At 71.4% G+C, this 26,769-nt stretch carries 24 protein-coding genes and 2 pseudogenes; 21 read left to right on the top strand and 5 right to left on the bottom strand.

Features of this window, described 5'->3' with window-relative positions; translation table 11 throughout:
• Nucleotides 1–227 precede the first annotated feature (227 nt).
• From lepB (ACWEPF_RS22950) to ACWEPF_RS22900, 11 genes and pseudogenes are all read left to right on the top strand, one after another.
• The gene (gene lepB / locus ACWEPF_RS22950; RefSeq protein ID WP_449798076.1) at nucleotides 228–926 is read left to right on the top strand and encodes a signal peptidase I; all 699 of its coding nucleotides are present in this window, start codon (nucleotides 228–230) and stop codon (nucleotides 924–926) included.
• Between the two features lie 229 nt (nucleotides 927–1,155).
• Nucleotides 1,156–1,983, top strand: a complete 828-nt coding sequence (lepB, locus tag ACWEPF_RS22945; protein ID WP_452173951.1) for a signal peptidase I — start codon at nucleotides 1,156–1,158, stop codon at nucleotides 1,981–1,983.
• A gap of 237 nt (nucleotides 1,984–2,220) precedes the next feature.
• Nucleotides 2,221–3,132: a signal peptidase I gene (gene lepB / locus ACWEPF_RS22940; RefSeq protein ID WP_345285553.1), complete on the top strand. Its 912-nt coding sequence runs from the start codon at nucleotides 2,221–2,223 to the stop codon at nucleotides 3,130–3,132.
• A 75-nt stretch (nucleotides 3,133–3,207) separates the two neighbouring features.
• Entirely contained in the window at nucleotides 3,208–4,041 is an 834-nt protein-coding gene (gene lepB, locus ACWEPF_RS22935) for a signal peptidase I (protein WP_452173950.1), read from the top strand.
• Nucleotides 4,042–4,081: 40 nt separating this feature from the next.
• A complete protein-coding gene (locus ACWEPF_RS22930; protein ID WP_449798072.1) occupies nucleotides 4,082–4,615 on the top strand; it encodes an NUDIX hydrolase in 534 nt (177 codons plus the stop codon).
• Complete coding sequence (locus ACWEPF_RS22925; protein WP_057232326.1) at nucleotides 4,612–4,938, top strand: DUF2469 domain-containing protein; 327 nt, start codon at nucleotides 4,612–4,614, stop codon at nucleotides 4,936–4,938. The genes ACWEPF_RS22930 and ACWEPF_RS22925 overlap by 4 nt, the downstream gene beginning before the upstream one ends.
• A 194-nt stretch (nucleotides 4,939–5,132) precedes the next feature.
• Complete coding sequence (locus ACWEPF_RS22920; RefSeq protein ID WP_452173949.1) at nucleotides 5,133–5,795, top strand: YraN family protein; 663 nt, start codon at nucleotides 5,133–5,135, stop codon at nucleotides 5,793–5,795.
• Nucleotide 5,796: 1 nt separating this feature from the next.
• A complete protein-coding gene (locus tag ACWEPF_RS22915; protein ID WP_345285561.1) occupies nucleotides 5,797–7,449 on the top strand; it encodes a YifB family Mg chelatase-like AAA ATPase in 1,653 nt (550 codons plus the stop codon).
• Between the two features lie 58 nt (nucleotides 7,450–7,507).
• On the top strand, nucleotides 7,508–8,860 hold the full coding sequence (dprA, locus tag ACWEPF_RS22910; protein WP_452173948.1) for a DNA-processing protein DprA: 1,353 nt from the start codon (nucleotides 7,508–7,510) through the stop codon (nucleotides 8,858–8,860).
• A 272-nt stretch (nucleotides 8,861–9,132) separates the two neighbouring features.
• Entirely contained in the window at nucleotides 9,133–10,032 is a 900-nt protein-coding gene (whiG, locus tag ACWEPF_RS22905; RefSeq protein WP_452173947.1) for an RNA polymerase sigma factor WhiG, read from the top strand.
• 250 nt (nucleotides 10,033–10,282) lie between these two features.
• Nucleotides 10,283–10,831 (top strand): annotated as a pseudogene (locus tag ACWEPF_RS22900) (TetR/AcrR family transcriptional regulator); the annotation flags it as partial.
• A gap of 162 nt (nucleotides 10,832–10,993) precedes the next feature.
• On the opposite strand, the gene ACWEPF_RS22895 reads toward ACWEPF_RS22900, so the two are convergent.
• On the bottom strand, nucleotides 10,994–11,398 hold the full coding sequence (locus ACWEPF_RS22895; RefSeq protein WP_452173946.1) for a M23 family metallopeptidase: 405 nt from the start codon (nucleotides 11,396–11,398) through the stop codon (nucleotides 10,994–10,996).
• Between the two features lie 986 nt (nucleotides 11,399–12,384).
• Here ACWEPF_RS22895 and rpsB point away from each other — a divergent pair.
• The 6 genes from rpsB to rlmN all read left to right on the top strand — a co-directional run bounded on the left by rpsB (nucleotide 12,385) and on the right by rlmN (nucleotide 18,174).
• A complete protein-coding gene (gene rpsB / locus ACWEPF_RS22890) occupies nucleotides 12,385–13,269 on the top strand; it encodes a 30S ribosomal protein S2 (RefSeq protein ID WP_449798069.1) in 885 nt (294 codons plus the stop codon).
• A 131-nt stretch (nucleotides 13,270–13,400) separates the two neighbouring features.
• Nucleotides 13,401–14,240 (top strand): translation elongation factor Ts, encoded by an 840-nt coding sequence (gene tsf, locus ACWEPF_RS22885; RefSeq protein ID WP_345285566.1) that lies wholly within the window; start codon nucleotides 13,401–13,403, stop codon nucleotides 14,238–14,240.
• 273 nt (nucleotides 14,241–14,513) lie between these two features.
• Complete coding sequence (pyrH, locus tag ACWEPF_RS22880) at nucleotides 14,514–15,269, top strand: UMP kinase (RefSeq protein ID WP_345285568.1); 756 nt, start codon at nucleotides 14,514–14,516, stop codon at nucleotides 15,267–15,269.
• Nucleotides 15,270–15,384: 115 nt separating this feature from the next.
• A complete protein-coding gene (gene frr, locus ACWEPF_RS22875; RefSeq protein WP_345285570.1) occupies nucleotides 15,385–15,942 on the top strand; it encodes a ribosome recycling factor in 558 nt (185 codons plus the stop codon).
• A complete protein-coding gene (locus ACWEPF_RS22870; protein ID WP_449798068.1) occupies nucleotides 15,942–16,991 on the top strand; it encodes a phosphatidate cytidylyltransferase in 1,050 nt (349 codons plus the stop codon). Before frr ends, ACWEPF_RS22870 begins: the two co-directional genes overlap by 1 nt.
• An 82-nt stretch (nucleotides 16,992–17,073) precedes the next feature.
• A complete protein-coding gene (gene rlmN, locus ACWEPF_RS22865; RefSeq protein WP_402304487.1) occupies nucleotides 17,074–18,174 on the top strand; it encodes a 23S rRNA (adenine(2503)-C(2))-methyltransferase RlmN in 1,101 nt (366 codons plus the stop codon).
• Between the two features lie 72 nt (nucleotides 18,175–18,246).
• Here rlmN and ACWEPF_RS22860 read toward each other — a convergent pair whose 3' ends face one another.
• The 4 genes from ACWEPF_RS22860 to ACWEPF_RS22845 all read right to left on the bottom strand — a co-directional run bounded on the left by ACWEPF_RS22860 (nucleotide 18,247) and on the right by ACWEPF_RS22845 (nucleotide 22,215).
• Complete coding sequence (locus ACWEPF_RS22860; RefSeq protein WP_452173945.1) at nucleotides 18,247–19,395, bottom strand: hypothetical protein; 1,149 nt, start codon at nucleotides 19,393–19,395, stop codon at nucleotides 18,247–18,249.
• A 2-nt stretch (nucleotides 19,396–19,397) separates the two neighbouring features.
• Nucleotides 19,398–20,159 carry an ABC transporter ATP-binding protein gene (locus ACWEPF_RS22855; protein WP_345285578.1) on the bottom strand — a complete coding sequence of 254 codons (762 nt, stop codon included), beginning with the start codon at nucleotides 20,157–20,159 and terminating at the stop codon, nucleotides 19,398–19,400.
• Between the two features lie 209 nt (nucleotides 20,160–20,368).
• The gene (locus ACWEPF_RS22850) at nucleotides 20,369–21,745 is read right to left on the bottom strand and encodes an aspartate aminotransferase family protein (RefSeq protein WP_345285580.1); all 1,377 of its coding nucleotides are present in this window, start codon (nucleotides 21,743–21,745) and stop codon (nucleotides 20,369–20,371) included.
• The gene (locus ACWEPF_RS22845) at nucleotides 21,742–22,215 is read right to left on the bottom strand and encodes an Lrp/AsnC family transcriptional regulator (protein ID WP_057232352.1); all 474 of its coding nucleotides are present in this window, start codon (nucleotides 22,213–22,215) and stop codon (nucleotides 21,742–21,744) included. Before ACWEPF_RS22845 ends, ACWEPF_RS22850 begins: the two co-directional genes overlap by 4 nt.
• A 270-nt stretch (nucleotides 22,216–22,485) precedes the next feature.
• Between ACWEPF_RS22845 and ACWEPF_RS22840 the strand changes: the two genes are divergently transcribed.
• The 4 genes and pseudogenes from ACWEPF_RS22840 to ACWEPF_RS22825 form a co-directional block, all read left to right on the top strand.
• Nucleotides 22,486–23,931 (top strand): gamma-aminobutyraldehyde dehydrogenase, encoded by a 1,446-nt coding sequence (locus ACWEPF_RS22840; protein WP_449798066.1) that lies wholly within the window; start codon nucleotides 22,486–22,488, stop codon nucleotides 23,929–23,931.
• Between the two features lie 143 nt (nucleotides 23,932–24,074).
• Nucleotides 24,075–25,433, top strand: coding sequence for an aspartate aminotransferase family protein (locus ACWEPF_RS22835; RefSeq protein ID WP_345285585.1), 1,359 nt, complete (start codon nucleotides 24,075–24,077; stop codon nucleotides 25,431–25,433).
• 64 nt (nucleotides 25,434–25,497) lie between these two features.
• A complete protein-coding gene (locus ACWEPF_RS22830; RefSeq protein ID WP_452173944.1) occupies nucleotides 25,498–26,649 on the top strand; it encodes a polyamine ABC transporter substrate-binding protein in 1,152 nt (383 codons plus the stop codon).
• A gap of 18 nt (nucleotides 26,650–26,667) precedes the next feature.
• Nucleotides 26,668–26,769 (top strand): annotated as a pseudogene (locus ACWEPF_RS22825) (glycosyltransferase family 2 protein); the annotation flags it as partial.

The following is a 26,769-nucleotide window of genomic DNA, read 5'->3' as shown; positions in this document are numbered from 1 at the left end:
GGTCGGGGCCGAGTCCCTTCGGGATAGGCTCTGCCCCGATGAGCACGCAAGAACCTGTCGCGGACCGCGACGGCACGGCCGTACCCCAGGGTGCGGACCCGCCGTCGCGGTCCGCGTCCGTTTCGGCCGTGGACCGAGCGCGGGGCGGGCCTCCGGAGGAAGAGCCCGGAGAAGCAGCCGGAGCGGTAGCAGAGGAAGCAGGAGGAGCCGGAGCAGCGACTGACGTCGTGGACGGCACCGACGAAGCCGATGACTCGTCAGCCGGCTGGTCGACATGGGACCTCCTGCGGATCGGTGCGCTGGGTCTGCTGGTCCTGCTGCTGGTGAACGCCTTCGTGGTCCGCCCGTTCTCCGTCCCCTCCCGGTCGATGGAGGGTGCCCTCCAGCCGGGTGACCGCCTTCTGGTGAACCAGCTCGCCTACGTCTTCGGCGGTGAGATCGAGCGCGGGGACGTGGTGGTCTTCGACGGGACCGGCTCCTTCCTGCCTTACGCCGACGAGACACCGCCTGTGCGACGCTTCCTGTCGGCCGCGGGGCTCAACCCCGGTGACGGCTCCGTGTACGTGAAGCGTGTGGTCGGTGTCGGGGGTGACCGGGTGACGTGCTGTGGAACGGACGGGCGGCTCCGGGTCAACGGGGTGCCGTTGGACGAGTCGGCCTACCTGTACGCGGGTGACGCCCCGTCAACGGTGAGGTTCGACGTGGTGGTGCCGGCCGGCAAGCTCTGGCTGATGGGGGACCACCGGAGCGCCTCTCGTGATTCGCGGGATCACCTCGGTGAGCCGGGCGGTGGTTTCGTGCCCGAGTCGAAGGTGATCGGACGGGCGGACTGGATCGTCCTTCCGGTCGGTCGCTGGACCTCGCTCGACCGCCCCACGAGCTTCGCCCAGGTGGAGGGGACCGGTGGCCATGGGGGAGCGCGGTAGAGGGCGTGGCCTCGCCTCGCCCACCGTTGCCGACGGGACCGCCGGCACGGGAATACCCGGTGGGGGCGGAGCGACTGGTGGGACGGGCACGTCGAGTGGCTGGCCACGGACGGGGCCGGCCACAGGTGGGGCAGCGCCGGCCTCGACTCCCGCGCCGCGCGGCCGGGCCGAACGGCGCCGTAGCGCTCGCCGGGCCGCCCGGCGGCGCAGGCGTTCGCTGCTGCGCGAGGTGCCGCTGATCGCGGTGGTGGCCGTGCTGATCGCCCTGGCGCTCAAGACCTTCGCCGTCCAGGTCTTCGTGATCCCCTCGGGATCGATGGAGCAGACCATCCAGATCGGCGACCGGGTGCTGGTCGACAAGTTCACGCCGTGGTTCGGCAACGAGCCGTCCCGGGGTGAGGTGGTCGTCTTCAAGGACCCCGGAGGCTGGCTCGAACCCCAGCCCCGTGCGCAGGACGAAGGCGCCGTACTTCGCACCGGAAAGCGGCTGCTCTCGCACGTCGGCCTGCTGCCGTCCGACGACGAGCAGGACTTGATCAAGCGGGTGATCGGTGTCCCGGGGGACACCGTCGAGTGCTGTGAGGCGACGGGCCGACTGACCGTCAACGGCGTTCCGCTGGACGAGCCTTACCTGGCGTCGGGCAACGCGCCCTCCAAGCAGCCGTTCAAGGTCACCGTTCCCCCGGGAAGGCTCTGGGTGATGGGTGACCACCGGGACCTCTCCGCCGACTCGCGCTACCACCTGGGTGAGGCCGGCCAGGGCACCATCCCCATGGACAACGTGCTCGGACGGGCCTTCGTGATCGCCTGGCCGCTTCAGCGGATGAGCCAACTCGACGTTCCCGGGGCTCTGTCGGCGCTTCCCGTGCAAGCCGGGGCGGGGGAGCGTAGCGTTCCGGGGGCGGGCGGAGGAACGAGCACACCTGACGGGACGAATCTCGCGGGTGCTCAGCCGGATCCGGCGAAACCTCCGCTCGTTATGGGTGTGTTGGGCTTCCTTCCGGCCCTCGTGCGGCCAAGGCGCGTAAGGGACCGGGACGGACCACTCGTCCGCTGATTCGTAGGTGCTGCCGTGTGGGAGCTCGGACGTCCCGGCCGGGAGTGGTAGAGAAGTGCTGGAGTGCTCGGTGCACGGTCCGATTGCCTCCGGCGACACGGTCGCTGAGTCGGTGTCAGACCCCGTTTCGGCGGGCAGTGCTGATGCGGGCTGACGGCCCGACGCAGAACGTGGTGCCCGCTGTGCGGCACTGTGAGCGCGGACGCGTGGGCGTCCGCACAGCTGGGAGGAGATGTTGTGGGGGATCTGGTGATCGGTGCCCGCTCTGGGGGCCCTGAGCCCGAGGGCGAGGGCCCCGAGCAGTTGGACGGCTCCGATCGATCCGGGCAGGCCGCTTCGGCGGCCTCGGACTCGACCGAGGAGACGCCGGAAGGCGGCGGGAAGAAGCAGGCCAAGCAGCGCTCGTTCTGGAAGGAACTGCCGATCCTGGTAGGCATCGCGCTGATCCTGGCGTTGGTGATCAAGACCTTCTTCGTCCAGGCCTTCTCGATCCCCTCGGGCTCGATGCAGAACACCCTGCAGATCGGTGACCGGGTCCTGGTCGACAAGCTGACGCCCTGGTTCGGGGCCGAGCCCGAGCGCGGAGAGGTCGTGGTCTTCCACGATCCGGGCGGCTGGCTGAGCGACGAGCCGGCGGAGCAGAGCGACAACGCCGTCGTCCGAGGCATCCAGGATGCGCTGAGCTTCATCGGTCTGATGCCTTCGGCCAACGAGAAGGACCTCATCAAGCGGGTCATCGCGGTCGGCGGCGACACCGTCGAGTGCGAGGGCACCGGGCCGGTCAAGGTGAACGGGATCGCGCTTGACGAGCCCTACATCTACCCCGGCAACACCCCGTGCGGCGACAAGCCGTTCGGCCGGGTGAACGTCCCCGAAGGCCGCATCTGGGTGATGGGCGACCACCGGGCGGACTCGCTCGACTCGCGCTTCCACCAGGACCAGCCCGGTGGCGGCACGGTGCCGGTGGACAACGTGGTCGGCCGCGCCTTCGTTGTGGCCTGGCCGATCGGCAACTGGGCCACGCTTCCCGTCCCGGACACCTTCGACCAGAAGGGGCTCGCCGCTGCCGCACTGCCGTACGCGCCGCCGGTGGCGGGCGCGGCGGTCGCACTGCCGGCCGTCTGGTGGCTGCGGCGCAAGCGCCGCTGACGGTTGACCGGGCTGCTCCCGAGCAGCGTTCGGCTCTTGCGCGGGCCGTGGTACCGGCGAGTAATCTGCTCGCACGTGCCACGGCCCGTCGGTCTTCCCGGCCCCGCCGCGGCCTGCCCGCGCGGAGTGCGGGCCGACCAGGAGGTGGCGACGGTGAGCGGTGTGATGAGCCCGGCGGCCCCGGCCCCGGCGGGGAAGAAGCCCGGGCGGAGTCCGGCGGCGGTCTTCCAGGGGCTGGTGATCGGCCTCGGCTTCCTGCTGATGGTCGGTTGCTTCGCGGTGATCGCGGTGCAGTACCGGCTGTACCGGATTCCGACGCAGTCGATGGAGCCCACGCTGCGGATCGGCGACACGGTGGTGGCCCGGTCGGTGTCGGCCGACAGCATCGGCCGCGGCGACGTGGTGGTCTTCCGGGACCCACTGTGGGGCAACAGCACGATGGTCAAGAGGGTGGTCGCGGTCGGTGGTGACACCGTGGTCTGCTGCGATGCCCAGCACCGGCTCGTGGTGAACGACCACCCGGTCGACGAGCCCTACGTGGCTGATCCGAAGCTCGACGACCAGCGTTTCTCGACGACGGTCCCCGAAGGGCGCCTGTTCCTGCTGGGTGATCACCGGCTCGGCTCGCTCGATTCGCGGACCCACCTCGACCTGGCGGGCGGTACGGTGGCGGCGACCGAGGTGCTGGGACGGGTGGACGCGACGGTCTGGCCGGCGGGCCGGGCGGGAGTGAGCGGGCGCACCGCCGCCTTCGACGGTCTGCCCGGCCGGCCTGCGGCGGAGGCCGGCCCGTTCGGGCTGCTCGCGTTCGGGACGGCGCTCGGTGCGGGCCTGGTCCTGCTGGCCTCGCTGGCCGGTGGCGTGGCGTCGCTGGCGGGGCGGCTGAGGAAGCGAGCGGGGCGGGGCTGAACCGCGAGGCCGCGCCGAGTCGGTCACGGAGGAGTCGGCGATGACGGTGGAGCGGCGTCGAGCGGCACGGGTGCTGCTGCTGGACGGTGAGGGCAGGCTGCTGCTGTTCCGAGGAACGGATCCCGCGGTCCCGGACGTGTACTGGTGGTTCACGCCCGGAGGGGGCGTCGAGCCCGGCGAGGAGCTGCGCGACGCGGCTTTGCGCGAGCTGGCGGAGGAGACCGGGCTGACCGGAGTGGAGCTCGGGCCGGTGGTGGCGTTCGACACGGTGACCTTCTCCTATCTGGGGAGGGGGTACGAGCAGGACCAGTGGTTCCACCTGGCGCGGACCGCGAGCACCGAGCTGCGCGTGCCCGAGGGGGACGGGACCGAGCACGCCCAGCTGCTGACGGCCCGTTGGTGGACGGTGGCCGAACTCCGGGAGACCGGGGAGACGGTCTACCCGGTGGAGCTGGCCGAGCTGGTGGAGCGGTTGCTGGCCGATGGTCCGCCAGTCCGGCCGGTAAGGCTCTGCGGACGAGCGGGGTGGTCCACAATGGGGTGGACGTATCGAGCTGAGGGGACGCCTGGATGAGTGCCGAAGACCTCGAGAAGTACGAGACCGAGATGGAGCTCAAGCTCTACCGGGAGTACCGGGATGTCGTCGGCCTGTTCAAATACGTGATCGAGACCGAGCGGCGCTTCTACCTGACGAACGACTACGAGCTTCAGGTCCACTCGGTGCAGGGCGAGGTCTTCTTCGAGGTCTCGATGGCGGACGCGTGGGTCTGGGACATGTACCGGCCTGCCCGGTTCGTCCGCAAGGTGAGGGTGCTGACCTTCAAGGACGTCAATATCGAGGAACTGGCGAAGAGTGATCTGGAGCTCCCGTCCGACGACGCGTCGTTCGGGAACTGAACCTCGGCAGCGGTCGAACTGCTGCCCGGAACGAGACATTGGACCGTCGATCACCGGTCTGTCCAGGGTGAATTCTCGGCACCACTCTTCCGAGTGAGCACCGTTGTCCACAGCCCCAGGTTTTCCACAGGCTGAGGACGCTTCCGACCCGTCGTCGGTCCGTCGCGGCAACCTCCGGCATGGAGGTGATTGCCGTGCAGAGTTCCAACACCGGCCTCGGGCGGTACGGCGAAGAAGTCGCTGCCCGCTGGCTCGCTCAAGGCGGGCTGCAGATCCTCGAGCGCAACTGGCGCTGCGCCGAGGGCGAGCTGGACATCGTTGCGCTCGACGGGGACACGCTCGCCGTGTGCGAGGTGAAGACGCGGTCCGAGCGCGGGTTCCAGCAGCCCCAGGAGGGCATCGACCAGACGAAGGCCGAGCGGCTGCGCCACCTCGCCGAGCGCTGGCTCGGCGAGCGCTGGCCCGAGCACTTCGATCGGCTGGCAAGGGCGGTCGAGGCAGCTTCCGGACCACCGGGGGGCCAGTCGGTCGACCAGTCGGTCAAGGCATCGCCGGCCGCGGTCACCGCCGGGGAAGGGCCTGCCCCGGGAGGAGCCATGGTCGACGCCGGACCGCCGGGAGCGGGTCCGAGTACGGGCCAGGGCGGGACCACCGGTGGCAAGGGCGACGGTGTCAGGGGCAGTCGCGCCAAGGGCAGTCGCGCCAAGGCGGCCAAGGGCGGCAGCCCGACACCTGCCCCGGAGCCCCCGATCCGGTCGGTCCCGCTGCCGCCCGGCGGTGTCCGCATCGACCTGGTGGCGGTGGTCAACCGCCTCAAGGGTGCCGCCCTGGTGGAGCACCTCAGAGGGGCGATCTGAGATGGCCTTCGCCCGCACCTGCTCGGTGGCCCTGGTCGGGGTGGACGGCGTGGTGGTGGAGGTCCAGGCGGACCTGGAGCCCGGTCTGGCCGCCTTCGCCCTGGTGGGACTGCCCGACAAGGCGCTCTCGGAGGCGAGGGACAGGGTGAGGGCTGCCGTGGTCAACAGCGGGGAGACCTGGCCCCAGCGGAAACTGACGGTGGGTCTGAGCCCGGCCTCGGTCCCGAAGGGAGGCAGCGGGTTCGACCTGGCCGTGGCCTGTGCGGTCCTGGCCGCGGCCGAGCGGCTCGAACCGGCCGTCATCGCCGACCTGCTGATCATCGGTGAGCTCGGCCTGGACGGACGGGTCAGGCCGGTCCGAGGAGTCCTGCCCTCCGTCCTGGCGGCCGCCGAGGCCGGGTACCGGCAGATCATCGTGGCCGAGCAGACCGCTGCCGAGGCGTCGCTCGTCCCCGAGGTCTCGGTCCGCGGCGTCCGCAGCCTCCGGCAGCTGATCGCCATGCTGACCGGTGCCCCGGCTCCTGACGATCCCTCACCTCAACTGGACGGGCGCCGTGACCCGTCGGTGGCCGGGCTGCTCCTGCCGGGAGCCGGCATCCGGGGGCTCACGGCCGAGAAGGCGGCCCTGCTCGACCTCGCCGACGTGTCCGGGCAGCAGGAAGCCCGCCAGGCCTTGGAGATCGCCGCCGCCGGCGGCCACCACCTCTACCTGAAGGGGCCGCCGGGCGCGGGCAAGACGATGCTCGCGGAGCGGCTCCCGGCCCTTCTGCCGCCGCTGACCCAGTCCGAGGCGCTGGAGGTGACGGCGGTGCACTCGGTCGCCGGTCTGCTGCCCGTGGACCGGCCGCTGATCGACAGTCCGCCCTACTACGCGCCGCACCACTCCACCACGATGCCCGCGATCGTCGGTGGCGGCAGCGGGCTCCCCAGACCGGGAGCGGTCTCCTTGGCACACCGAGGGATCCTCTTCCTGGACGAGGCACCGGAGTTCCCCGTCCGGGTCCTCGACGCGCTGCGGCAGCCATTGGAGTCTGGGGAGGTGACCATCGCCCGGTCTGCCGGTTCGGTCCGCCTGCCCGCCCGGTTCCAGCTCTGCCTCGCGGCCAACCCCTGCCCCTGCGGCAGGCATTCGCGCCGGGGCGAGGGATGTGAGTGCACACCCACGATGGTCAGCCGGTATCAGGGCCGGCTCTCCGGGCCGTTGTTGGACAGGGTGGACCTCCAGGTGCAGGTGGCGCCGGTGACAAGGGCCGAGTTGATGGGGCGTGAGGGGAAGGCCGAGAGCACCCGGGAAGTCGCCGACCGGGTCCTGGTCGCTCGTGAGCGAGCCGCCGCCAGGATGGCCGAGACCCCCTGGCGCACCAATGCGGAGGTCCCCGGCCACACCCTCCGCACCCGTTGGGAGTTGGCACCGGGTGCCCTGATCGACGCGGAGCGGGAGTTGGAGCGGGGCCTGCTCACTGCCCGCGGGCTCGACCGCGTGCTGCGGGTCGCCTGGACTGTCGCCGACCTGTGCGGGCACTCCAGCCCGACCAGGGTCGACGTCCGGGCCGCGCTGCAACTGCGGACGGGAGTCCAACGCGGCCTCCCCGCCGTGGAGCGGCCCGCCCACCCCGAAGGAGAGCCAGACGGCCACTTCGAGATCGAGCCCTGACACCCCCTCACAGCCCTCGTGGCCGAGCCTTCCCCAACTCCGCACCGTGGAGGTGCAGGTGAACCGCAGTCGACCCACCGTTGCCGAGTCCGACTCCCTGACCGAGTCCAAGCCCGCGACCGAGCCCGACACCCTGCCCGAGACCGAGACCGAGACCGAGCTCGGACCTCGCACCGAACCCCGGACCGGGCGCCGCACCGAGCCGCAGCCCGAGAGTCGGCACACCGGCGAGGACTGCGCCGCCAGTGACGGCACCCACCCTCCATCCTGGAAGGACAACCCCGAGCGGCGCGCCAGAGCCGCGCTCTCACGCCTCATCGAGCCGGGCGACGCCGTGATCGGGCGCTGGCTCGGACAGGTCGGCGCGGCCAGCCTGGTCGAGGCGATCCACCGCAGGGCGGAGCCCGGGTACCTGGACCTGGACGCCGACCGGCTCGCCGCCTACCGGGCCAGACTTCCGCTCATCGACGTTGACGGTGACCTGGAACGGGTGCGATCACTCGGTGGGCGGTTCATCATTCCGGGCGACACCGAGTGGCCCTCCCAACTCGACGACCTCGGGGACGGCCGGCCGATCGGCCTCTGGATCCGAGGCTCGGGCTCCCTGCGGATGCTCGCCCTACGGTCGGTCTCGATGGTCGGAGCCCGGGCCTGCACCTCCTACGGGGCCCATGTGGCCGGAGAGCTGGCGGCCCAACTCGCCGAGCGGGGCTGGGTGGTGGTCTCCGGGGCGGCGTACGGAATCGACGCGGCGGCGCACCGGGGCACGCTCGCGGTCGGCGGTGTGACCCTCGCAGTGCTGGCCAGTGGGGTGGACGTGGCCTACCCGGCGGGCAACTCCGAGCTGATCGCCCGGATCGCGGCGCAGGGGCTGCTGCTGAGCGAACTGCCGCCTGGCGAGCACCCCAACCGGTTCCGCTTCGTCCTGCGGAACCGCGTCATCGCGGCCCTCACCCGGGGCACCGTCGTGGTGGAGGCGGCCCTGCGCAGCGGCGCTCTGAGCACGGCGCGCCGGGCCCGTGACCTCAACCGGCACACCATGGGCGTGGCCGGCCCTGTCACGTCCGAGCTCTCGGCAGGGGTCCACGCCCTGATCCGCAGCGGCGCGGCCACCTTGGTCACCGACGCCGCGGAGGTCAGCGAGCTGATCGGGGCAATCGGCGACGACCTCGCGCCGCGCCGGTCCGGGCCGGTTCTTCCCCGGGATCTGCTGACGCCGAACGTGGCCAAGGTGTTGGAGGCGGTCCCGGCCACGGCCGAGGGCGCGCCGCTCGAGCGGCTGGCACGGCAGGCGGGGCTGTCTCAGGACGAAGTCCAGCAGCGGCTGTACGAGTTGGGGTCCCTTGGCTTCGTCGAGAGGTGCGGCGCCCACTGGCGGCTCGCGCGCCGGGCGAGGTCCGGACGAGGGTGACGACCCGCCGGTCCGGTGGAGCGCGACGCGCCGATCGCACCACCGGATCGAGGGACGACCGAGTGGTGGTAGCACTGTGCAGCGACTCGATCACGCTACGCTCCCAGTGGCTTCCCTATCAGCACATGACTCGGCAGAACGGCGCAGACCAACGTATGCCCACACACATTCCCGGACACAGGGTGACCGGTGGCCTCCGGTCCTCGGGAGGGCCAGGGCCGGGGGCCGAGGTGCGCCCGGCCGCCGAGGGACCGGCCAAGGCAGCAGGCGTGATGGGTGTGACCCGGCAGGCCGGCCGGGCGCACACCAGGGGGAACGCGGAGGAGGCGGCGGCCCCGACGGGAGCCCGCGCGCCGGCCGCCCGGCGTGAGCAGGCGTCGGCTACACCCCCCGAGGGGGCTGCCACTGACGAACGGTCAGCTCTGGAGGTGCTCTGGCGCTCCTACAAGGAGTCCGGCGACGCCAGGTTGCGGGAACAACTGATCCTGCACTACTCGCCATTGGTCAAATACGTGGCCGGCCGGGTCGGGGTCGGGCTTCCCGCCAACGTCGAGCAGGCCGACTTCGTCTCCTCCGGGGTCTTCGGCCTGATCGACGCGATCGAGAAGTTCGACATCGACCGCGCGATCAAGTTCGAGACCTACGCCATCAGCCGCATCCGCGGCGCGATCATCGACGAGCTGCGGGCGCTGGACTGGATCCCACGCTCCGTCAGGCAGAAGGCCAAGGCGGTGGAGCGGACCTACGCCACGCTGGAGGCGCGTCTTCGCCGAACCCCGCACGAACCCGAGGTCGCGGCCGAGATGGGGATCGCGATCGAGGACCTGCACGCGATCTTCAGCCAGCTCTCGCTCGCCAACGTGGTGGCTCTGGACGAACTGCTGCACCCGGCCGGGGACGGAGGTGACCGGCTGAGCCTGATGGACACCCTGGAGGACACCGGCGCCGACAATCCCGTCGAGGTGGCGGAGGACCGCGAGCTGCGCCGGCTGCTGGCCACGGCGGTCAACACCCTCCCCGAGCGGGAGAAGACGGTGGTGACCCTCTACTACTACGAGGGCCTCACGCTCGCCGAGATCGGACAGGTGCTCGGCGTCACGGAGAGCAGGGTCAGCCAGATCCACACCAAGTCGGTGATCCAGCTCCGGGCCAAGCTCTCCGAGATCTGCTGACGGCTCGCGGCCGCAGCTCGCGCCGTGCGGGATGTCGGCCCACGGCTCACTCACGGATGTCGGCCCGCGGCTGATGGGCCGACAGGTCGGCGGACGGCGCCGGCGGATTCGCAGCCACCCTCGGTGGAGCGCGCGCTGGGCGGCGTGCGCCGGGTGCGCCGGGTGTGCTCTGACGGATTCGCGAGGCCCCGTCACCGGAGCGCTCCGGGCTCCGTACAGTAGGTGCGTGCCTAAGATCCGGGCGGCCACCGTGGCCGAGCATCGCCAGCTGCAGCACGCAGCGCTGCTCGATGCTGCCCGCACGCTGCTCACCGAGGGGGGCATGGAGGCGCTGACCTTCCCCGCACTCGCGGCGCAGGCCGGTCTCGCACGCTCCTCGGTGTACGAGTACTTCCGTTCGCGCGCGGCGGTCGTGGAAGAGCTCTGCGCCATCGACTTCCCGCTCTGGGCTGCCGAGATCGAGGCCGGGATGGCCGCTTCGGACGCCCCGGAGCAGAAGGTCGAGGCCTATGTCCGGGGGCAGCTCGCCCTCGCGGCGGACCCTCGGCACCGTGCGGTCGTGGCGATCTCGGCGCTCGAACTGAGCGACGAGGCGCGCGAGCGGATCCGGGCGGCCCACCACACCCTGGTCGACCTGGTGGTGCAGGCCTTGGAGGACCTCGGGCACGATCAGCCCAGGGTGGCGGCCGCGCTGCTGCAGGGAGTGGTCGAGGCCGCCGTGCGCCAGGCCGAGCGGCCGGGTGGCCCGGGCTCCGGCCCGGTCTCCGACTCGGCCGTGTCGATGGTGCTGCACGGTGTCTGCCCGGCACACCGTGAAGCTTCCGCCCACGGTGACGCCGACATCGCTGCCGCCATCACTGCCGACGCCGCTGCCCAGCGGCAGGCCGGAGCCCCGGCCGCGGACTGACGGAGGCCGCCCCTGAGGGCGGCCCCGTGCCGACGTGACGGTGGTCGGCCCGACTCAGCGCACGTCGAGCGGCAGCAGTCTGGCCCGCCCGGTGCCCAGCAGGGCCAGCGGATCGAGGTAGCGCTTCCCGCGCAGCAACCCCCAGTGCAGGCAGTCGCTGGCGCAGTGCCCGGCCCCGGCGGCCAGCACCCCGATCGGTTGCCCGGCCGAGACCGCCGTGCCGACCGGGAGCCCGGTGACCGGTAGGTAGGTGGTCCGCAGGGCCGGGCTCCCTGAGCCGGGGTGAGTCACCGTCACCACCGGTCGGCCGCCCACCATCCCGGAGAACGACACCACCCCGGGTGCGGCTGCCCGGACGGTGTCGCCGAGCGAGGCCGCCAGGTCGACGCCCCGGTGGCCGGCCGCCCACCGGACCGGCGGCGGGTCGAACCGTTGCAGCAGCCCGCTCCGTCCACCCACCGGCCAAGCCCGCCCGGGCCCCGGCCCGACGGCAGGACGGATCGCCGGAGCGACCACGGCCCGGGGTACAGCCCGGGGTGCATGGGCCGCCCCCGTAGTCGCATCCCGAGCCGTGCCGTGAGCGGTGGGCGGCTCCACCCCGACGAGCAGCACCGCGGCCAGCAGGACTGCCAACAGCACCAGCCGTCGATCGGGTCGGCCCGGCGGGCCGGAGCCGTCCCCGCCGGGTAGCAGGGCGAGCCCACCCCGGAAGTCCCGGGCCCGGACCCTCGCCCGGTCCGAGCCCCAGCCCCAGTCCCAGCCCCAGCCCGAGCCCCGGTGCCGGTCCCAGCCCTGGAGCCAGCCCGGGTCCCAGTCCCGGTGACGGTCCCGGGCCCCAGCGCGAGCCCTAGCACCGGCCCCGGGCCATCCCCGGGAGCGTGCCCGGCCCCAGGAGCGCACCCGGGGCCGGGGCCGGGGAGAGGAGGACGGAAACGGAACCACAGGACTGACGAGAGGATCGGTCATGCCGTGCAGGCTCCCGAGCGGCCCAGCTCCGGACCACCGCCCGGCCCGGCCCTGTGGACAAGGCCGTCCCTGTGGACGGCCGCCGTCGCCCGCAGGGGTGAACCCGAGGTGACCGGGCGGTCGGGGCGGCCCGGCAGTCCGTCCTCCAGTCCCTTCCCGCCACCGCCGGAGTCGCTCCTCGCTCGGGGCTTCCCGTACACTTCACACGCGACCCGGTCTCCCGGGTCGACTTCGCACGCCCCGCCACCGGCGGCCAGGCCACCCGCGAGGAGGCCGCCAGCCCGGTGCGAGTGCCGCTCGGTCCGCCGAGCCCGGTGCGGTCAGGACTCCGGTCCCGACCTGTGCCAGGCCGAGCGGCTCGGCACGTCCGGGGCGTCAGGCGTGACGGTCGCCCGACCGTCACGGAACAACCGAGAACCCCTGGCACCCCGCGGTCCGCACGGACCCGGCGCGCCGGGCAGAGCACAAGGAGCACGGCCATGGCCGTCGTCACGATGCGGGAGCTGCTGGAGAGCGGCGTCCACTTCGGTCACCAGACCCGTCGTTGGAACCCGAAGATGAAGCGCTTCATCTTCACGGAGCGCAACGGCATCTACATCATCGACCTCCTGCAGTCGCTGAACTACATCGACCGCGCCTTCGAGTTCGTCAAGGAGACCGTTGCCCACGGCGGCAGCGTCCTCTTCGTCGGCACCAAGAAGCAGGCCCAGGAGGCCATCGCCGAGCAGGCCACCCGCGTGGGCATGCCCTACGTGAACCAGCGCTGGCTCGGCGGCATGCTGACCAACTTCTCGACCGTCTACAAGCGCCTGCAGCGCCTGAAGGAGCTCGGCGAGATCGACTTCACGGACGTGGCCGGCTCCGGCCTCACCAAGAAGGAGCTCCTGGTCCTCCAGCGCGAGCACGACAAGCTGGAGAAGACCCTCGGCGGTATCCGCGACATGCAGCGCGTTCCCAGCGCCGTCTGGATCGTGGACACCAAGAAGGAGCACATCGCGGTCGGCGAGGCCCGGAAGCTCAACATCCCGGTCGTCGCCATCCTGGACACGAACTGTGACCCGGACGAGGTCGACTACAAGATCCCCGGCAACGACGACGCGATCCGCTCCGTCACCCTGCTGACCCGCGTCATCGCCGACGCCGTCGCCGAGGGCCTGAAGTCCCGCGCCGGTGTCGCCAAGGGCGATGTCAAGGCCGAGCCGGGCGCCGACCAGCCGCTCGCCGACTGGGAGAAGGACCTCCTCGAGGGCGAGAAGAAGGCCGAGGAGGCTCCCGCCGCCGCCGAGGCTCCCGCCGCTGAGGCCGTCGAGGCCCCCGCTGCCGAGGCCACCGAGGCTCCGGCCGTCGAGGCCGAGCAGGCCTGACGTACCAAGGGTGAGGGGCACCCGCCGGTACGACACCGGTAGGTGCCCCTCTCTCCCGTGCCGGGGCCTGGCCATCGCCACCCCGGCACCACTCCCCGCAGACACGCGAGACGCGAGAAGAGATTCACACCATGGCGAACATCTCCGCCGCGGACGTCAAGAAGCTCCGTGAGCTCACCGGCGCCGGCATGATGGACTGCAAGAAGGCTCTGGACGAGGCCGAGGGCAACGTCGAGAAGGCCGTCGAGCTGCTCCGCATCAAGGGTCAGAAGGGCGTTGCCAAGCGCGAGGGCCGTGACGCCTCCAACGGCGCCGTCGCCTCCGTGATCGCCGAGGACGCCCAGTCCGGCGTTCTGGTCGAGCTCAACTGCGAGACCGACTTCGTCGCCAAGGGCGGCAAGTTCGTCGAGGTCGCCAACACGATCGCCACCCACATCGCCGCCACCTCCCCGGCCGACCTCGAGGCCGCCCTGGCCTCCGAGATCAACGCCGGCCAGACCGTCCAGCAGTACGTGGACGAGGCCAACGCGACCCTGGGCGAGAAGATCGTCTTCCGTCGCTTCGCCCAGTTCGACGGTGACGGCTTCGTCGCGGTCTACCAGCACAAGTCCGACCCGGACCTGCCGCCCACCATCGGCGTCCTGGTCGAGCTGGACAAGCCGAACGCCGAGGTCGCCAAGGACGTCGCGCAGCACATCGCCGCCTTCGCGCCGAAGTACCTCTCCCGCGAGGAGATCCCGGCCGAGGACATCGAGAACGAGCGCCGCGTCGCCGAGGCCACCGCTCGCGAGGAGGGCAAGCCCGAGGCCGCCCTGCCGAAGATCGTCGAGGGTCGCGTCACCGGCTTCGTCAAGGAGAACTCCGTTCTGGAGCAGGCCTTCGCGAAGGACAACAAGAAGACCGTCGCCAAGGTTCTCGAGGAGAACGGCGTCACCCTCAAGCGCTTCGCCCGCTTCCGCGTCGGCGCCTGAGACCCGTTCCGAGCGCTTCCCGCCTAAGGTAGGAACCGCCCGGCCGCCCACCACAGGTGCGGCCAGGAACGCGCCGAACTGGCTCGACCAGCGCCACGAAGTCAACGGGCGGGCCACGTCGGCACCATGAACGACGAGGAGGCCATTGCCGTGCAGGAGACCGTACCGGTTCCCGCGGCAGTGGCCTCCTCGCGTGTACGCGCAGGTCAAGGGGCCCGGCAGCGCCCGCCGGTGGCCCCGCCTGCGGACCAGTAGGTGGAGAAGGAGAAGTCGATGACGGAGACGCAGGAGACCGGGCAGGACGGCGGCCGCCGCCGGGTACTGCTCAAGCTGTCCGGTGAGGCGTTCGCCGGTGGCGGTGGCCTCGGCGTCGATCCGGACGTGGTGCACAAGATCGCCCGCGAGATCGCCACGGTGGTCCGGGGCGGCACCGAGGTGGCGGTCGTGATCGGCGGCGGCAACTTCTTCCGGGGCGCCGAGCTCCAGGTCCGCGGCATGGACCGGGCCCGCTCCGACTACATGGGCATGCTGGGCACCGTGATGAACTGCCTGGCGCTCCAGGACTTCCTGATCAAGGAAGGCATCGAGACCCGGGTCCAGACCGCCATCACCATGGGCCAGGTCGCCGAGCCCTACCTCCCGCTGCGGGCCGTCCGGCACCTGGAGAAGGGCCGCGTGGTCATCTTCGGCGCCGGTATGGGCATGCCGTACTTCTCCACCGACACCACCGCCGTGCAGCGCGCCCTGGAGATCCACGCCGAGGTGCTGCTGATGGGCAAGAACGGCGTCGACGGCGTGTACGACTCCGACCCCCGCACCAACCCCGGGGCGGTCAAGTTCGACTCGCTCGACTACACCGAGGTCATCTCGCGGGACCTCAAGGTGGCCGACCTGACCGCCATCACGCTGTGCAAGGACAACGACCTGCCGATCCTGGTCTTCGAGCTGCTGGCGGAGGGCAATATCGCCCGCGCGGTGAAGAGTGAGAAGATCGGCACACTCATCAGCCAGGATTCCGTACGGGCCTGAGCGGTCGTCAGCCGACGGTCGGTCAGCCGGCGGGCCGTCACCTGAGCAGCAACCAGCCGTCCGGGGCACCAACCGGTACGGGACAACAGCAGATGTACGGGACAGGGAGCAGACAGTGACCGAAGAGATCCTCTTCGAGGCCGAGGAGAAGATGGAGAAGGCCGTCCAGGTTGCGAAGGACGACTTCGCGGCCATCCGGACCGGCCGGGCCCACCCCGCGATGTTCGCCAAGATCGTCGCGGACTACTACGGCGCGCTGACGCCGATCAACCAGCTGGCCTCGTTCTCGGTGCCGGAGCCCCGGATGGCGGTCGTCACGCCGTTCGACAAGACCGCGCTCAAGAACATCGAGACCGCGATCCGCGACTCCGACCTGGGCGTCAACCCGTCCAACGACGGCTCGATCATCCGCGTGGTGCTGCCGGTCCTCACCGAGGAGCGCCGTCGCGAGTACATCAAGCAGGCCCGCGGCAAGGGCGAGGACGCCAAGGTCTCGATCCGCTCCATCCGCCGCAAGGCCAAGGACGGCATCGACAAGCTGGTGAAGGACGGCGAGATCGGCGAGGACGACGGCCGCCGCGCCGAGAAGGAGCTCGACGACGTCACCGCCCGCCACGTGGCGCAGATCGACGAGCTGCTGAAGCACAAGGAAGCCGAGCTGCTCGAGGTCTGATGCACGACGCTCCCGGGCGCCCGGCCTCGGCGCCCGACCGCTCTGCTGCGACCGCCCCCGGGCCGGAGTCCTCCGGCCCGGGGGTCGGTGCACCCCAAACGGGTCACGCGCGGCAGCGCCCGGTGTACCGACCGGGCACCCCGGCACAGACTCCTGTCATGCCGCACCATCCCACCCCGACGTCCGCCCCAGGGCAGGAGACAGCCGTGGCCCAGCCCGACCAGCAGCCCCGCAAGCAGCGGGGCGGCCGCAACCTCCAGGCGGCGATAGGAGTCGGGGTCGGCCTCGGTGCGGTCATCGTGGCCTCGCTGTTCTTCGTGAAGGTGCTCTTCCTCTTCGTGGTGATGGCCGCGGTCGGGGTCGGCATCTGGGAGCTCACCAGCCGGCTCACCGAGCGCAAGCAGGTCAGCGTCCCGCTGGTGCCACTGGTGGCGGGCGGCATCGCGATGCTGGCGGCCGGCTACTGGGCCGGGCCCGAGTGGGCCGCCGCCGCGCTGGCGCTGACCGGGCTCGCGGTGATGGTCTGGCGGATGTCGCAGCCGCCGGAGAACTACCTGCGCGACATAACGGCGGGCATCTTCACCGCCTTCTACGTGCCGTTCCTGGCCACCTTCGTGGTGATGATGCTGGCGGCCGACGACGGGCCGTGGCGCATCCTGCTCTTCCTGGTCGTCACCATCTGCAGCGACACCGGCGCCTACGCGGTCGGCTACAAGTTCGGCAAGAACAAGCTGGCCCCCACCATCAGCCCGGGCAAGACCCGGGAGGGCCTGGCCGGCGGCATCGGGCTGTCGATGATCGCGGGCGCGCTGCTGATGCAGTACGTGATCGACGACGGCGTCTGGTGGCAGGGCCTGATCCTGGGCGCCTGCGCGGCCGTCACCGCCACCCTGGGCGACCTGGCCGAGTCGATGATCAAGCGCGACCTCGGCATCAAGGACATGGGCACCCTGCTCCCCGGCCACGGCGGCATCATGGACCGGCTGGACTCGCTGCTGCCGACCGCCCCGGTGGTCTGGCTCCTGCTCGCCGCCTTCGTCGGCAGCTGACCGGCCGCGCTGACGCACCCTCAGGAGGGCCCCGGACGCCGTAGCGTCCGGGGCCTTTTCGATCTGCGACACTGGATGAATCATGCCTAAGCCCGGAGAACTCACCTTCGCTGCGCCGCGCGGCGCCAAGCCCCCGCGACACCTCGCCGACCTGTCCGCCGACGAGCGGAAGGCGGCCGTCGCCGAGCTGGGCGAGCAGCCGTTCCGCGCCAAGCAGCTGTCGAACCACTACTTCGGCCGCCTCTCGAACGACCCCTCGCAGTGGACGGACATGCCGGCCGCCAGCCGCGAGAAGCTGACCGAGGCGCTGCTGCCGGACCTGATGTCGGTGGTCCGGCACGTGTCCTGCGACGACGACGAGACCCGCAAGACGCTGTGGAAGCTGTTCGACGGCGTGCTGGTCGAGTCGGTGCTGATGCGCTACCCGGACCGGGTCACCATGTGCATCAGCTCGCAGGCCGGCTGCGGGATGAACTGCCCGTTCTGCGCGACCGGGCAGGCCGGGCTGACCCGGAACCTCTCCACCGCCGAGATCGTGGAGCAGATCGCCGCCGGGATGCGTTCGCTGCGCTCCGGGGAGATGCCGGGCGGTGAGGCGCGGCTGTCGAACGTGGTCTTCATGGGAATGGGCGAGCCGCTCGCCAACTACAACCGGGTGCTGGCCTCGATCCGCCGGCTGACCGACCCGGCGCCGGACGGCTTCGGGCTCTCCCAGCGCGGCATCACGGTCTCGACCGTCGGCCTCGTCCCGGCGATGTACCGGTTCGCGGACGAGGGGCTCTCCTGCCGCCTCGCGCTCTCGCTGCACGCGCCGGACGACGAGCTGCGCGACGAGCTGGTGCCGGTGAACACCCGGTGGAAGGTCGAGGAGGTGCTGGACGCCGCGTGGAACTACGCGGAGAAGTCCGGGCGCCGGATCTCCATCGAGTACGCGCTGATCAAGGACATCAACGACCAGGCGTGGCGGGCGGACCTGCTCGGCCGTCTGATCAAGAACCACCGGGTGCACGTGAACCTGATCCCGCTGAACCCGACGCCGGGTTCGAAGTGGACCGCCTCGCGGCCGGAGGACGAGCGGGAGTTCGTCCGCCGCCTCCAGTCGCACGGCGTGCCGACCACGGTCCGGGACACCCGCGGCCAGGAGATCGACGGCGCCTGCGGGCAGCTGGCGGCGGCCGGCTGACGAGCGGTCAGGGCGTACGGCGAAGGGCCCGGCGGACGGTGAGTCCGCCGGGCCCTTCGGCATGACCGGGGGTCAGGAGAGCGCGCCGGCCGCCAGGGCGGCGGTCAGGCCGCCGGTCAGCAGCAGCACCGTCCCGGCGGTGAGCACCCGGAGGACGGCGGCGCCGAGGAGCAGCCCGGGGGCGGCGCCGAGGCGGAGCAGGGTGGAGCTGACGGCCCGTCGGGAGTGGCGGACCTCGTTGGCCCGGGCGACCGCGGCGGCCGCCGCGCAGGCGATCACCAGGACGGCGGCCAGGGCGGTCAGCGCCTCGCCGGTGCCGGGGCGGTCGCCCCAGTGGCGGAAGGCGGTGAGCACGGTGGCCGCGGTGAGGGCGAGCACCGCGAGCGGGACGGCGAGCCGGCGGGCCTCGGCGGTGAGGCCCCGGCCGGCCAGCAGTCGGAGCGGGCTCGGGCGGCCGAGGGCGAGCACCCGGCCCGCCAGGGCGAGCAGCGGCCCGGTGAGCAGGGCCAGGCCCAGTGCGGCCATGGCCCAGCCGGCGAGGGCGGCGTGGCTGGTGTCGCCGAGGCCGCCGGGCAGGTCGACCGGGCGGCCGTCGGCGGCGGCGCCGGGCCGCAGGCCGTAGAGCTCCAGGGCCGCGCCGGCCACCAGGAGGCCGAGGCCGGTGGCGGTCAGGGCGGTCGGGAAGCCGGTGCGGGCGGTGGTCTCGGCGCCGGTGGGCAGCGGGTCGGCGGCCGGGACGGCGAGTGCGGCGCACAGGCCCGCAGCGAGCGGGACGAGGGCCAGCAGGGTGACCGGCGCGGCCGCCGGGAGGGGGGTGCCCATGCCGAGGTCGGCGGCGAGCGAGGGGCCGGCGATGTCGTTGCGCAGCACCAGGAAGGCGAGCAGGGCGAGCAGGCTGCCCGCAGTGCAGGCGAGGGCGATCTCGCCGGCGATCAGCAGCCGGATGCGGACCGGGCCGGCTCCGGCAGCGGTGAGGCCCCGGATCCGCTCGGGCCGGGCGGCGGGCACCGCGCGGGCGGCCGCGGCGGCGAACCAGCCGACGGCGGCCAGGGCCGGCAGGCACCAGAGCAGCCGGGGGAGGGCGTCGGTGCCGGGGGTGCCGAGGGCGCGGCCGAGGGCGCGCAGCAGCAGCGCCGCCACCAGGGCGGCGGCGGTCGCGGTGAGGAGCCAGCGGAGCAGGTCGGCGGCCCGGTAGCCGCGGGCCAGGCGGAGATAGAGCATGCTCAGCGCCCCGCGGGTACGGCGGTGGCGGGGCCGTGGCCGTTCAGGTTCTGCGGTGCCGTGCCCCGGCCGACCGGGACGGCGGGCCCGGTGAGCCGGCCGTCGGCGAGTGCGACGGTGCGGTCGGCGTACCGGGCGAGCTCCGGGTCGTGGGTGGCGAGCACCAGGGTGAGCTGGTGGGAGCGGGCGGCGGTCGCCAGTATCCGCAGGACCTGGTCCTGGGCCTCGCGGTGCAGCGGGGCGGTGGGGTCGTCGGCGAAGACCACCGGCGGCAGCGGGGCCAGGGCCCGGGCGACCGCGATCCGCTGGCGCTGGCTCTGCATCAGTTCGGCCGGGCGCTGCTTGGCGTGCTCGGCCACGTCGAGCCGCTCCAGCCACTCGGCGGCCGCGGTGTGGGCCGCCTTGTGGCCGACGCCGGAGAGCAGCAGGGGCAGGGCGACGTTCTCGCGGGCGGTGAGCTCCGGCACGAGGTGCGGCTCGGAGCCGACGAAGCCGAAGCGTTCGCGGCGCAGCCGCTCGCGGCCGGCCCGGCCGAGGGTGTGCACGGGGGAGCTGTTGAACCAGACCTCGCCCTCGTCCACGGGGAGCAGGCCGGAGAGGCAGCCGAGCAGGGTGCTCTTGCCGGAGCCGCGGGGGCCGGTGACGGCGAGGACCTCGCCCTCCCGGACGCCGATCGAGACGCCGCGGAGGGCGGGGGTGCCGTGGTGGGACTTGACGATCCCCCGGGCCCAGAGCACGTCGTTGTCGGGCGGGGCCGCTGACATGAGGTCCATCCTGTGCCGAACGCGGATATGACAGTCGTCAGATTAGAACGACCGGGGCGGGTCGGGGTTGCGGCACACTGAGCCGTTCAGGTCGCATTCCGGTCCGAAGAGTGACGAATCCGGCGTGTTGATCACCGGAAAACGCCGGAGGCGGCCCCCGGAAGGAGGCCGCCTCGGGCGGAGGGTGGGACGGAGAGCCTGTCAGGCCGTCAGATCTTCGCCCACGCGTCGGTCAGCGTCTGGCGCAGGATCTGCTCGATCTCGTCGAAGGTCGACTGGTCGGAGATCAGCGGCGGCGCCAGCTGGATGACCGGGTCGCCACGGTCGTCGGCGCGGCAGTAGAGGCCGTTGTTGTACAGCTCCTTGGAGAGGAAGCCGTACAGCACGCGCTCGATCTCGTCGTCGTTGAACGACTCCTTGGTGACCTTGTCCTTCACGAGCTCGATGCCGTAGAAGTACCCGTTGCCGCGGACGTCGCCGACGATCGGCAGGTCGTGGAGCTTGCCCAGGGTGCCGAGGAACTTCGACTCGTTGTCGAGCACGTGCTGGTTCAGGCCCTCGCGCTCGAAGATGTCGAGGTTGGCCAGCGCCACCGCGGAGGAGACCGGGTGGCCACCGAAGGTGTAGCCGTGCAGGAAGGCGTTGTCGCCCTTGTAGAACGGCTCGGCCAGGCGGTCCGAGATGATGGTCGCGCCGATCGGGCTGTAGCCCGAGGTCATGCCCTTGGCGCAGGTGATCATGTCGGGCTGGTAGCCGAACTTGTCGGCGCCGAACATGGTGCCCAGGCGGCCGAAGGCGCAGATGACCTCGTCCGAGACCAGCAGCACGTCGTGGCGGTCGCAGATCTCGCGCAGGCGCTGGAAGTACCCGGGCGGCGGCGGGAAGCAGCCGCCGGCGTTCTGCACCGGCTCGACGAAGACGGCGGCGACGGTGTCGGCGCCCTCGAACAGGATGGCCTGCTCGACCTGGTCCGCGGCCCAGCGGCCGTAGAACTCCGGGTCGACGGTGCCGTCCGGGCCCGCGAGGTACTCGGGGGCGCGGTAGATGTTGGTGTTCGGCGCCTTGTGGGTGCCCGGCACCAGCGGCTCGAACGGGGCCTTCAGGCCCGGCAGGCCGGTGATGGACAGGGCGCCCTGCGGGGTGCCGTGGTACGCGATGGAGCGCGAGATGACCTTGTGCTTGGTCGGCTTGCCGGTCAGCTTGAAGTACTGCTTGGCCAGCTTCCAGGCGGTCTCGACGGCCTCGCCGCCACCGGTGGAGAAGAAGACCTTGTTCAGGTCGCCCGGGGCGTAGTTGGCCAGGCGCTCGGCCAGCTCGATCGCCTTCGGGTGGGCGTAGCTCCACACCGGGAAGAAGGCGAGCTCCTTGGCCTGCTTGGCGGCGGCCTCGGCCAGCTCCTCGCGGCCGTGACCGGCCTGGACCACGAACAGGCCGGCGAGGCCGTCGAGGTACTTCTTGCCCTTGTCGTCCCAGACGTAGACGCCCTCACCACGCACGATGGTGGGGACGGGGTTCTTCTCGTACGACGACATGCGGGTGAAGTGCATCCACAGGTGGTCGTAGGCGGTCTTGGAAAGGTCCGTCATCTGGTGCCCCAGGTGTAGGTCTGTTTCCGGAGCTTCAGGTAAACGAAGCTCTCGGTGCTCCGCACGCCGGGAAGGGCGCGGATGCGCTTGTTGATCAGTTCGAGCAGGTGCTCGTCGTCCTCGCAGACCAGCTCGGCCAGCAGGTCGAACGAGCCTGCGGTGCAGACCACGTAGTCGACCTCGTCGAGGGCGGCCAGCGCGTCGGCGACGGGCTCGATGTCACCTTCGACGTTGATCCCGACCATCGCCTGCCGGGTGAAGCCGACGGTGAGGGGGTCGGTCACGGCGACGATCTGCATCACGCCCTGGTCGAGCAGCTTCTGGACCCGCTGACGCACGGCCGCCTCGGACAGGCCGACGGCCTTGCCGATGGCGGCGTACGGGCGGCGCCCGTCCTCCTGGAGCTGCTCGATGATCGCCTTGGAGGCGGCGTCGAGGGGAACGCTGGCGTTCCGGTCGCGGTTGGCCACGTCGCCACTGTGCCTGATCGTTTCGTCAGGCGCAACTGCTCCTGCTGCTGATTTCGTCGCTGTTTCCGATTTGGCCTGCGGATTACGTAGCCCTTATGTCGATGGGCTGTCGAGAACGGAAGCCAACCGGCTACTCTGGTCAGGTACACGCGAAGGCGGGTACGCACCCAACCGTGGACCGGCGCTTCCCAGCCGGCCGCCCGGCGCCCAGAGGTACCCTGGCGCCGGTGTCCCTGCAACGTGGCAGGCCCCGACCGAGGAGAGACTTCCGTGAGCGAGCTTCAGACGCTGCGCAACTACGTCAACGGTGAGTTCGTCGATGCGGCCGACGGCCGCACGCTCGACGTGATCGACCCGACCACCGGCGAGGTGTACGCGACGTCCCCGCTGTCGGGCGCCGCCGACGTGGACGCCGCCATGGACGCCGCCGCCGCGGCCTTCCCGGCCTGGCGCGACGCCACCCCCTCCACCCGGCAGAAGCTGCTGCTGAAGATCGCCGACGCGGTCGAGGCGCGCGCCGACGAGATCGTGGACGCCGAGGTCCGCAACACCGGCAAGCCGCGCGGGCTGACCCTCTCCGAGGAGATCGGCCCGATGGTGGACCAGCTGCGCTTCTTCGCCGGCGCCGCCCGTCTGCTGGAGGGCAAGGCCGCCGGTGAGTACATGGACGGCATGACCTCGATCGTCCGCCGCGAGCCGGTCGGCGTCTGCGCCCAGGTCGCGCCGTGGAACTACCCGATGATGATGGCCGTGTGGAAGTTCGCCCCGGCCATCGCCGCGGGCAACACCGTGGTCCTCAAGCCCTCGGACACCACCCCGGCCTCCACCGTGCTGCTGGCCGAGATCATCGGCGGCGTGCTCAAGGACCTGGAGCTGCCGGCCGGCATCTTCAACGTGATCTGCGGTGACCGCGAGTCCGGCCGCCTGATGGTCGAGCACTCCACCCCGGCGATGGCCTCCATCACCGGCTCGGTCCGCGCCGGCATCCAGGTCGCCGAGTCGGCCGCCAAGGACGTCAAGCGGGTCCACCTGGAGCTGGGCGGCAAGGCCCCGGTCGTGGTCTTCGAGGACGCCGACATCGCCGAGGCCGTCGAGGGCATCTCGGTCGCCGGGTACTTCAACGCCGGCCAGGACTGCACCGCCGCCACCCGCGTGCTGGTGCACGAGTCGATCCACGACGAGTTCGTCGCCGCGCTGGCCAAGGCCGCCTCGGAGACCAAGACCGGCGGCGTGGACGACGAGGACGTGCTCTACGGCCCGCTGAACAACGCCAACCAGCTCAAGCAGGTGGCCGGCTTCATCGAGCGCCTGCCGGCCCACGCCAAGGTCGAGGCCGGTGGCCACCGGGTCGGCGAGGTCGGCTACTTCTACGCCCCGACCGTGGTCTCCGGCCTGAACCAGGACGACGAGATCATCCAGAACGAGGTCTTCGGCCCGGTCATCACCGTGCAGAAGTTCTCCGACGAGGACCAGGCCGTCGGCTACGCCAACGGCGTCGAGTACGCGCTGGCCTCCTCGGTCTGGACCAAGGACCACGCCCGCGCCATGCGGATGTCCCGCCGCCTGGACTTCGGCTGCGTCTGGATCAACACCCACATCCCGCTGGTCGCGGAGATGCCGCACGGTGGCTTCAAGAAGTCCGGCTACGGCAAGGACCTGTCGTCGTACGGCTTCGAGGACTACACCCGGGTCAAGCACGTCATGACCGCGATCTGAGTGTTCTGAGGGTTCTGAGTGCGTGAGGGGCGCGGGGCCACTGGCTCCGCGCCCCTCGTGTTTGTCAGGGTGTCGGGCGACGCGGCGTCCGCCTGACAGGATGCAACTGCACGTCAGGCCCGGGGTTCCCTAGGCTTACCGGCATGAGCATCCCCACTGCTGATCCGGCTGCCGGGCAGGCCGTCAAGGCCGCCGACCGCGCGCACGTCTTCCACTCGTGGTCCGCCCAGGCCCTGATCGACCCCCTCGCGGTGGCCGGTGCCGAAGGCTCGTACTTCTGGGACTACGAGGGCAACCGCTACCTCGACTTCTCCTCCCAGCTGGTGAACACCAACATCGGTCACCAGCACCCCAAGGTGGTCGCCGCGATCCAGCAGAAGGCCGCCCAGCTCTGCACCATCGCCCCCGGCTTCGCCGAGGAGTCCCGCTCGGAGGCCGCCCGCCTCATCGCCGAGCGCACCCCGGGCGACCTGGACAAGATCTTCTTCACCAACGGCGGCGCCGAGGCCAACGAGAACGCCATCCGGATGGCCCGGCTGCACACCGGCCGCCACAAGGTGCTGGCCACCTACCGCTCGTACCACGGCGCCACCGCCAACGCGATCACGCTGACCGGCGACCCCCGTCGCTGGGCCAACGAGACCGGCGTCTCCGGCATCGTGCACTTCTGGGGCCCGTACGCCTACCGCTCCAACTTCCACGCCGAGAACGAGGCCCAGGAGTGCGAGCGCGCGCTCGCCCACCTCGAGCAGACCATCGCCTTCGAGGGCCCCGGCACCGTCGCCGCGATCATCCTGGAGACCGTGGTCGGCACCGCAGGCATCCTGATCCCGCCGGCCGGCTACCTGGCGGGCGTCCGGGAGATCTGCGACCGCTACGGCATCGTCTTCATCCTCGACGAGGTGATGGCCGGCTTCGGCCGCACCGGCGCGTGGTTCGCCGCCGACCACTGGAACGTCACCCCGGACCTGCTGACCTTCGCCAAGGGCGTCAACTCCGGCTACCTGCCGCTCGGCGGCGTGGCCATCTCGGCCGAGATCGCGGCCACCTTCGCCGAGCGGGTCTTCCCCGGCGGCCTCACCTACTCCGGCCACCCGCTGGCCTGCGCCTCCGCCGTCGCGACCATCACCACGATGGCCGAGGAGGGCATCGTGGAGCACGCCAAGCACATCGGCGAGACGGTGATCGGCCCCGGCCTGCGCGAGCTGGCGGAGCGTCACCCCTCGATCGGCGAGGTCCGCGGCCTGGGCGTGTTCTGGGCGCTGGACCTGGTGAAGGACCGTCAGACCCGCGAGCCGCTGGTGCCGTACAACGCGGCCGGCCCCGCGAACGCCCCGATGGCCGAGCTGGCCGCCGCCTGCAAGAAGCGCGGCCTGTGGCCGTTCGTGAACATGAACCGCTTCCACGTGGTGCCGCCGTGCAACGTGAGCGAGGAGGAGGCCAAGACCGGCCTCGCCATCCTGGACGAGGTGCTCAACCTCACCGACGCGCACACCGTCTGACGTACCGTTCGGCACGGCCCCGGGCTACCGGCCCGGGGCCGCCCCTTTGCTCGGAGACCCGCTGATGACCTTCACCCGCCGCGCCCTGCTGGGCACCGCCGGCCTGCTGAGCCTCTCCGCCTGCGGCATCCCCGCCGCGTACGTCCCGGAGGAGCGCCGCGCGGGGCCGGACAAGTCGGAGCAGGACAAGTCGCTCCAGTTCTCCAACTGGACGCAGTACATCGACACCGACGACAAGGGCGGGCGCCCGACCCTGGACGCCTTCGCCAAGGACGCCGGGATCGAGGTCAGCTACACCGAGGACATCAACGACAACGACGAGTTCTTCGGCAAGATCAGCCCGGTGCTGGCCCAGGGCGGGGACCCGGGCCGCGACCTGATGGTGGTCAGCGACTGGATGGCCGGGCGGTACGTCTCGCTGGGCTGGGTCCAGCAGTACGAGGCCGCCAACCTGCCCAACGTCACCAAGCACCTCGACCCGCAGCTGGCCTCCCCGGCCTGGGACCCGGGGCGCCGGCACAGCGTGCCGTGGCAGTCCGGCATCACCGGGATCGCCTACAACCGCAAGGCGCTGGGGCGGGAGCTCAAGTCGACGGCGGACCTGTGGGCCCCCGACCTGAAGGGCCGGGTCACGCTGTTCGCCGGGATGGACGAGGCGATCGGCATGCTGATGCTGGCCCAGGGCGCGGACATCGCGAAGTTCACGGCGGACGACGCGCACAAGGCGATGGCGCTGGTCCAGAAGATGGTGGACACCAAGCACGTCCGGCGGTTCACCGGCAACGACTACACCAGCGACCTGGCGTCGGGTGCGGCGGTCGCCTGCCAGGCGTACTCCGGCGACGCGATCCAGCTGAAGGCGGAGAACCCGGACATCGAGTTCGTGGTGCCGGAGGAGGGCGGCGAGCTGTGGGCCGAGAGCCTGCTGGTGCCGAACCGGGCCGCCCACAAGACCAACGCCGAGCTGCTGATCGACTACTACTACCAGCCCGAGGTGGCGGCGGAGCTGGCGGCGGCGGTGCAGTACATCTGCCCGGTGCCGGCCGCGCGGGACGTTCTGGCGAAGAGCGAGGACCCGGAGGTGGCGGCGCTGGCGGAGGAGCCGTTGATGTTCCCGACGGACGAGATGCGGGCGCGGCTGCGCACGATGCGGGACGTCACCGCCGACGAGCGGCCCGACTTCCACAAGGTCTGGGGCAACGTCGCCGGGGTCTAGGAAATTGGTTACACCAGGGGCGCGGTGCCCGCGGAGTTCTTCTACGCCCACGAGGAGACCGACCTCGCGTGGCGGGCGCTGGACGCCGGCTGGTCCATCGACTACCGCGCCGACGTGGTG

The organism is Kitasatospora sp. NPDC004289 (assembly GCF_053602875.1).
The sequence above is the reverse complement of the archived record's forward strand: the minus strand, read 5'-3'. Positions and strand labels throughout refer to the sequence as shown.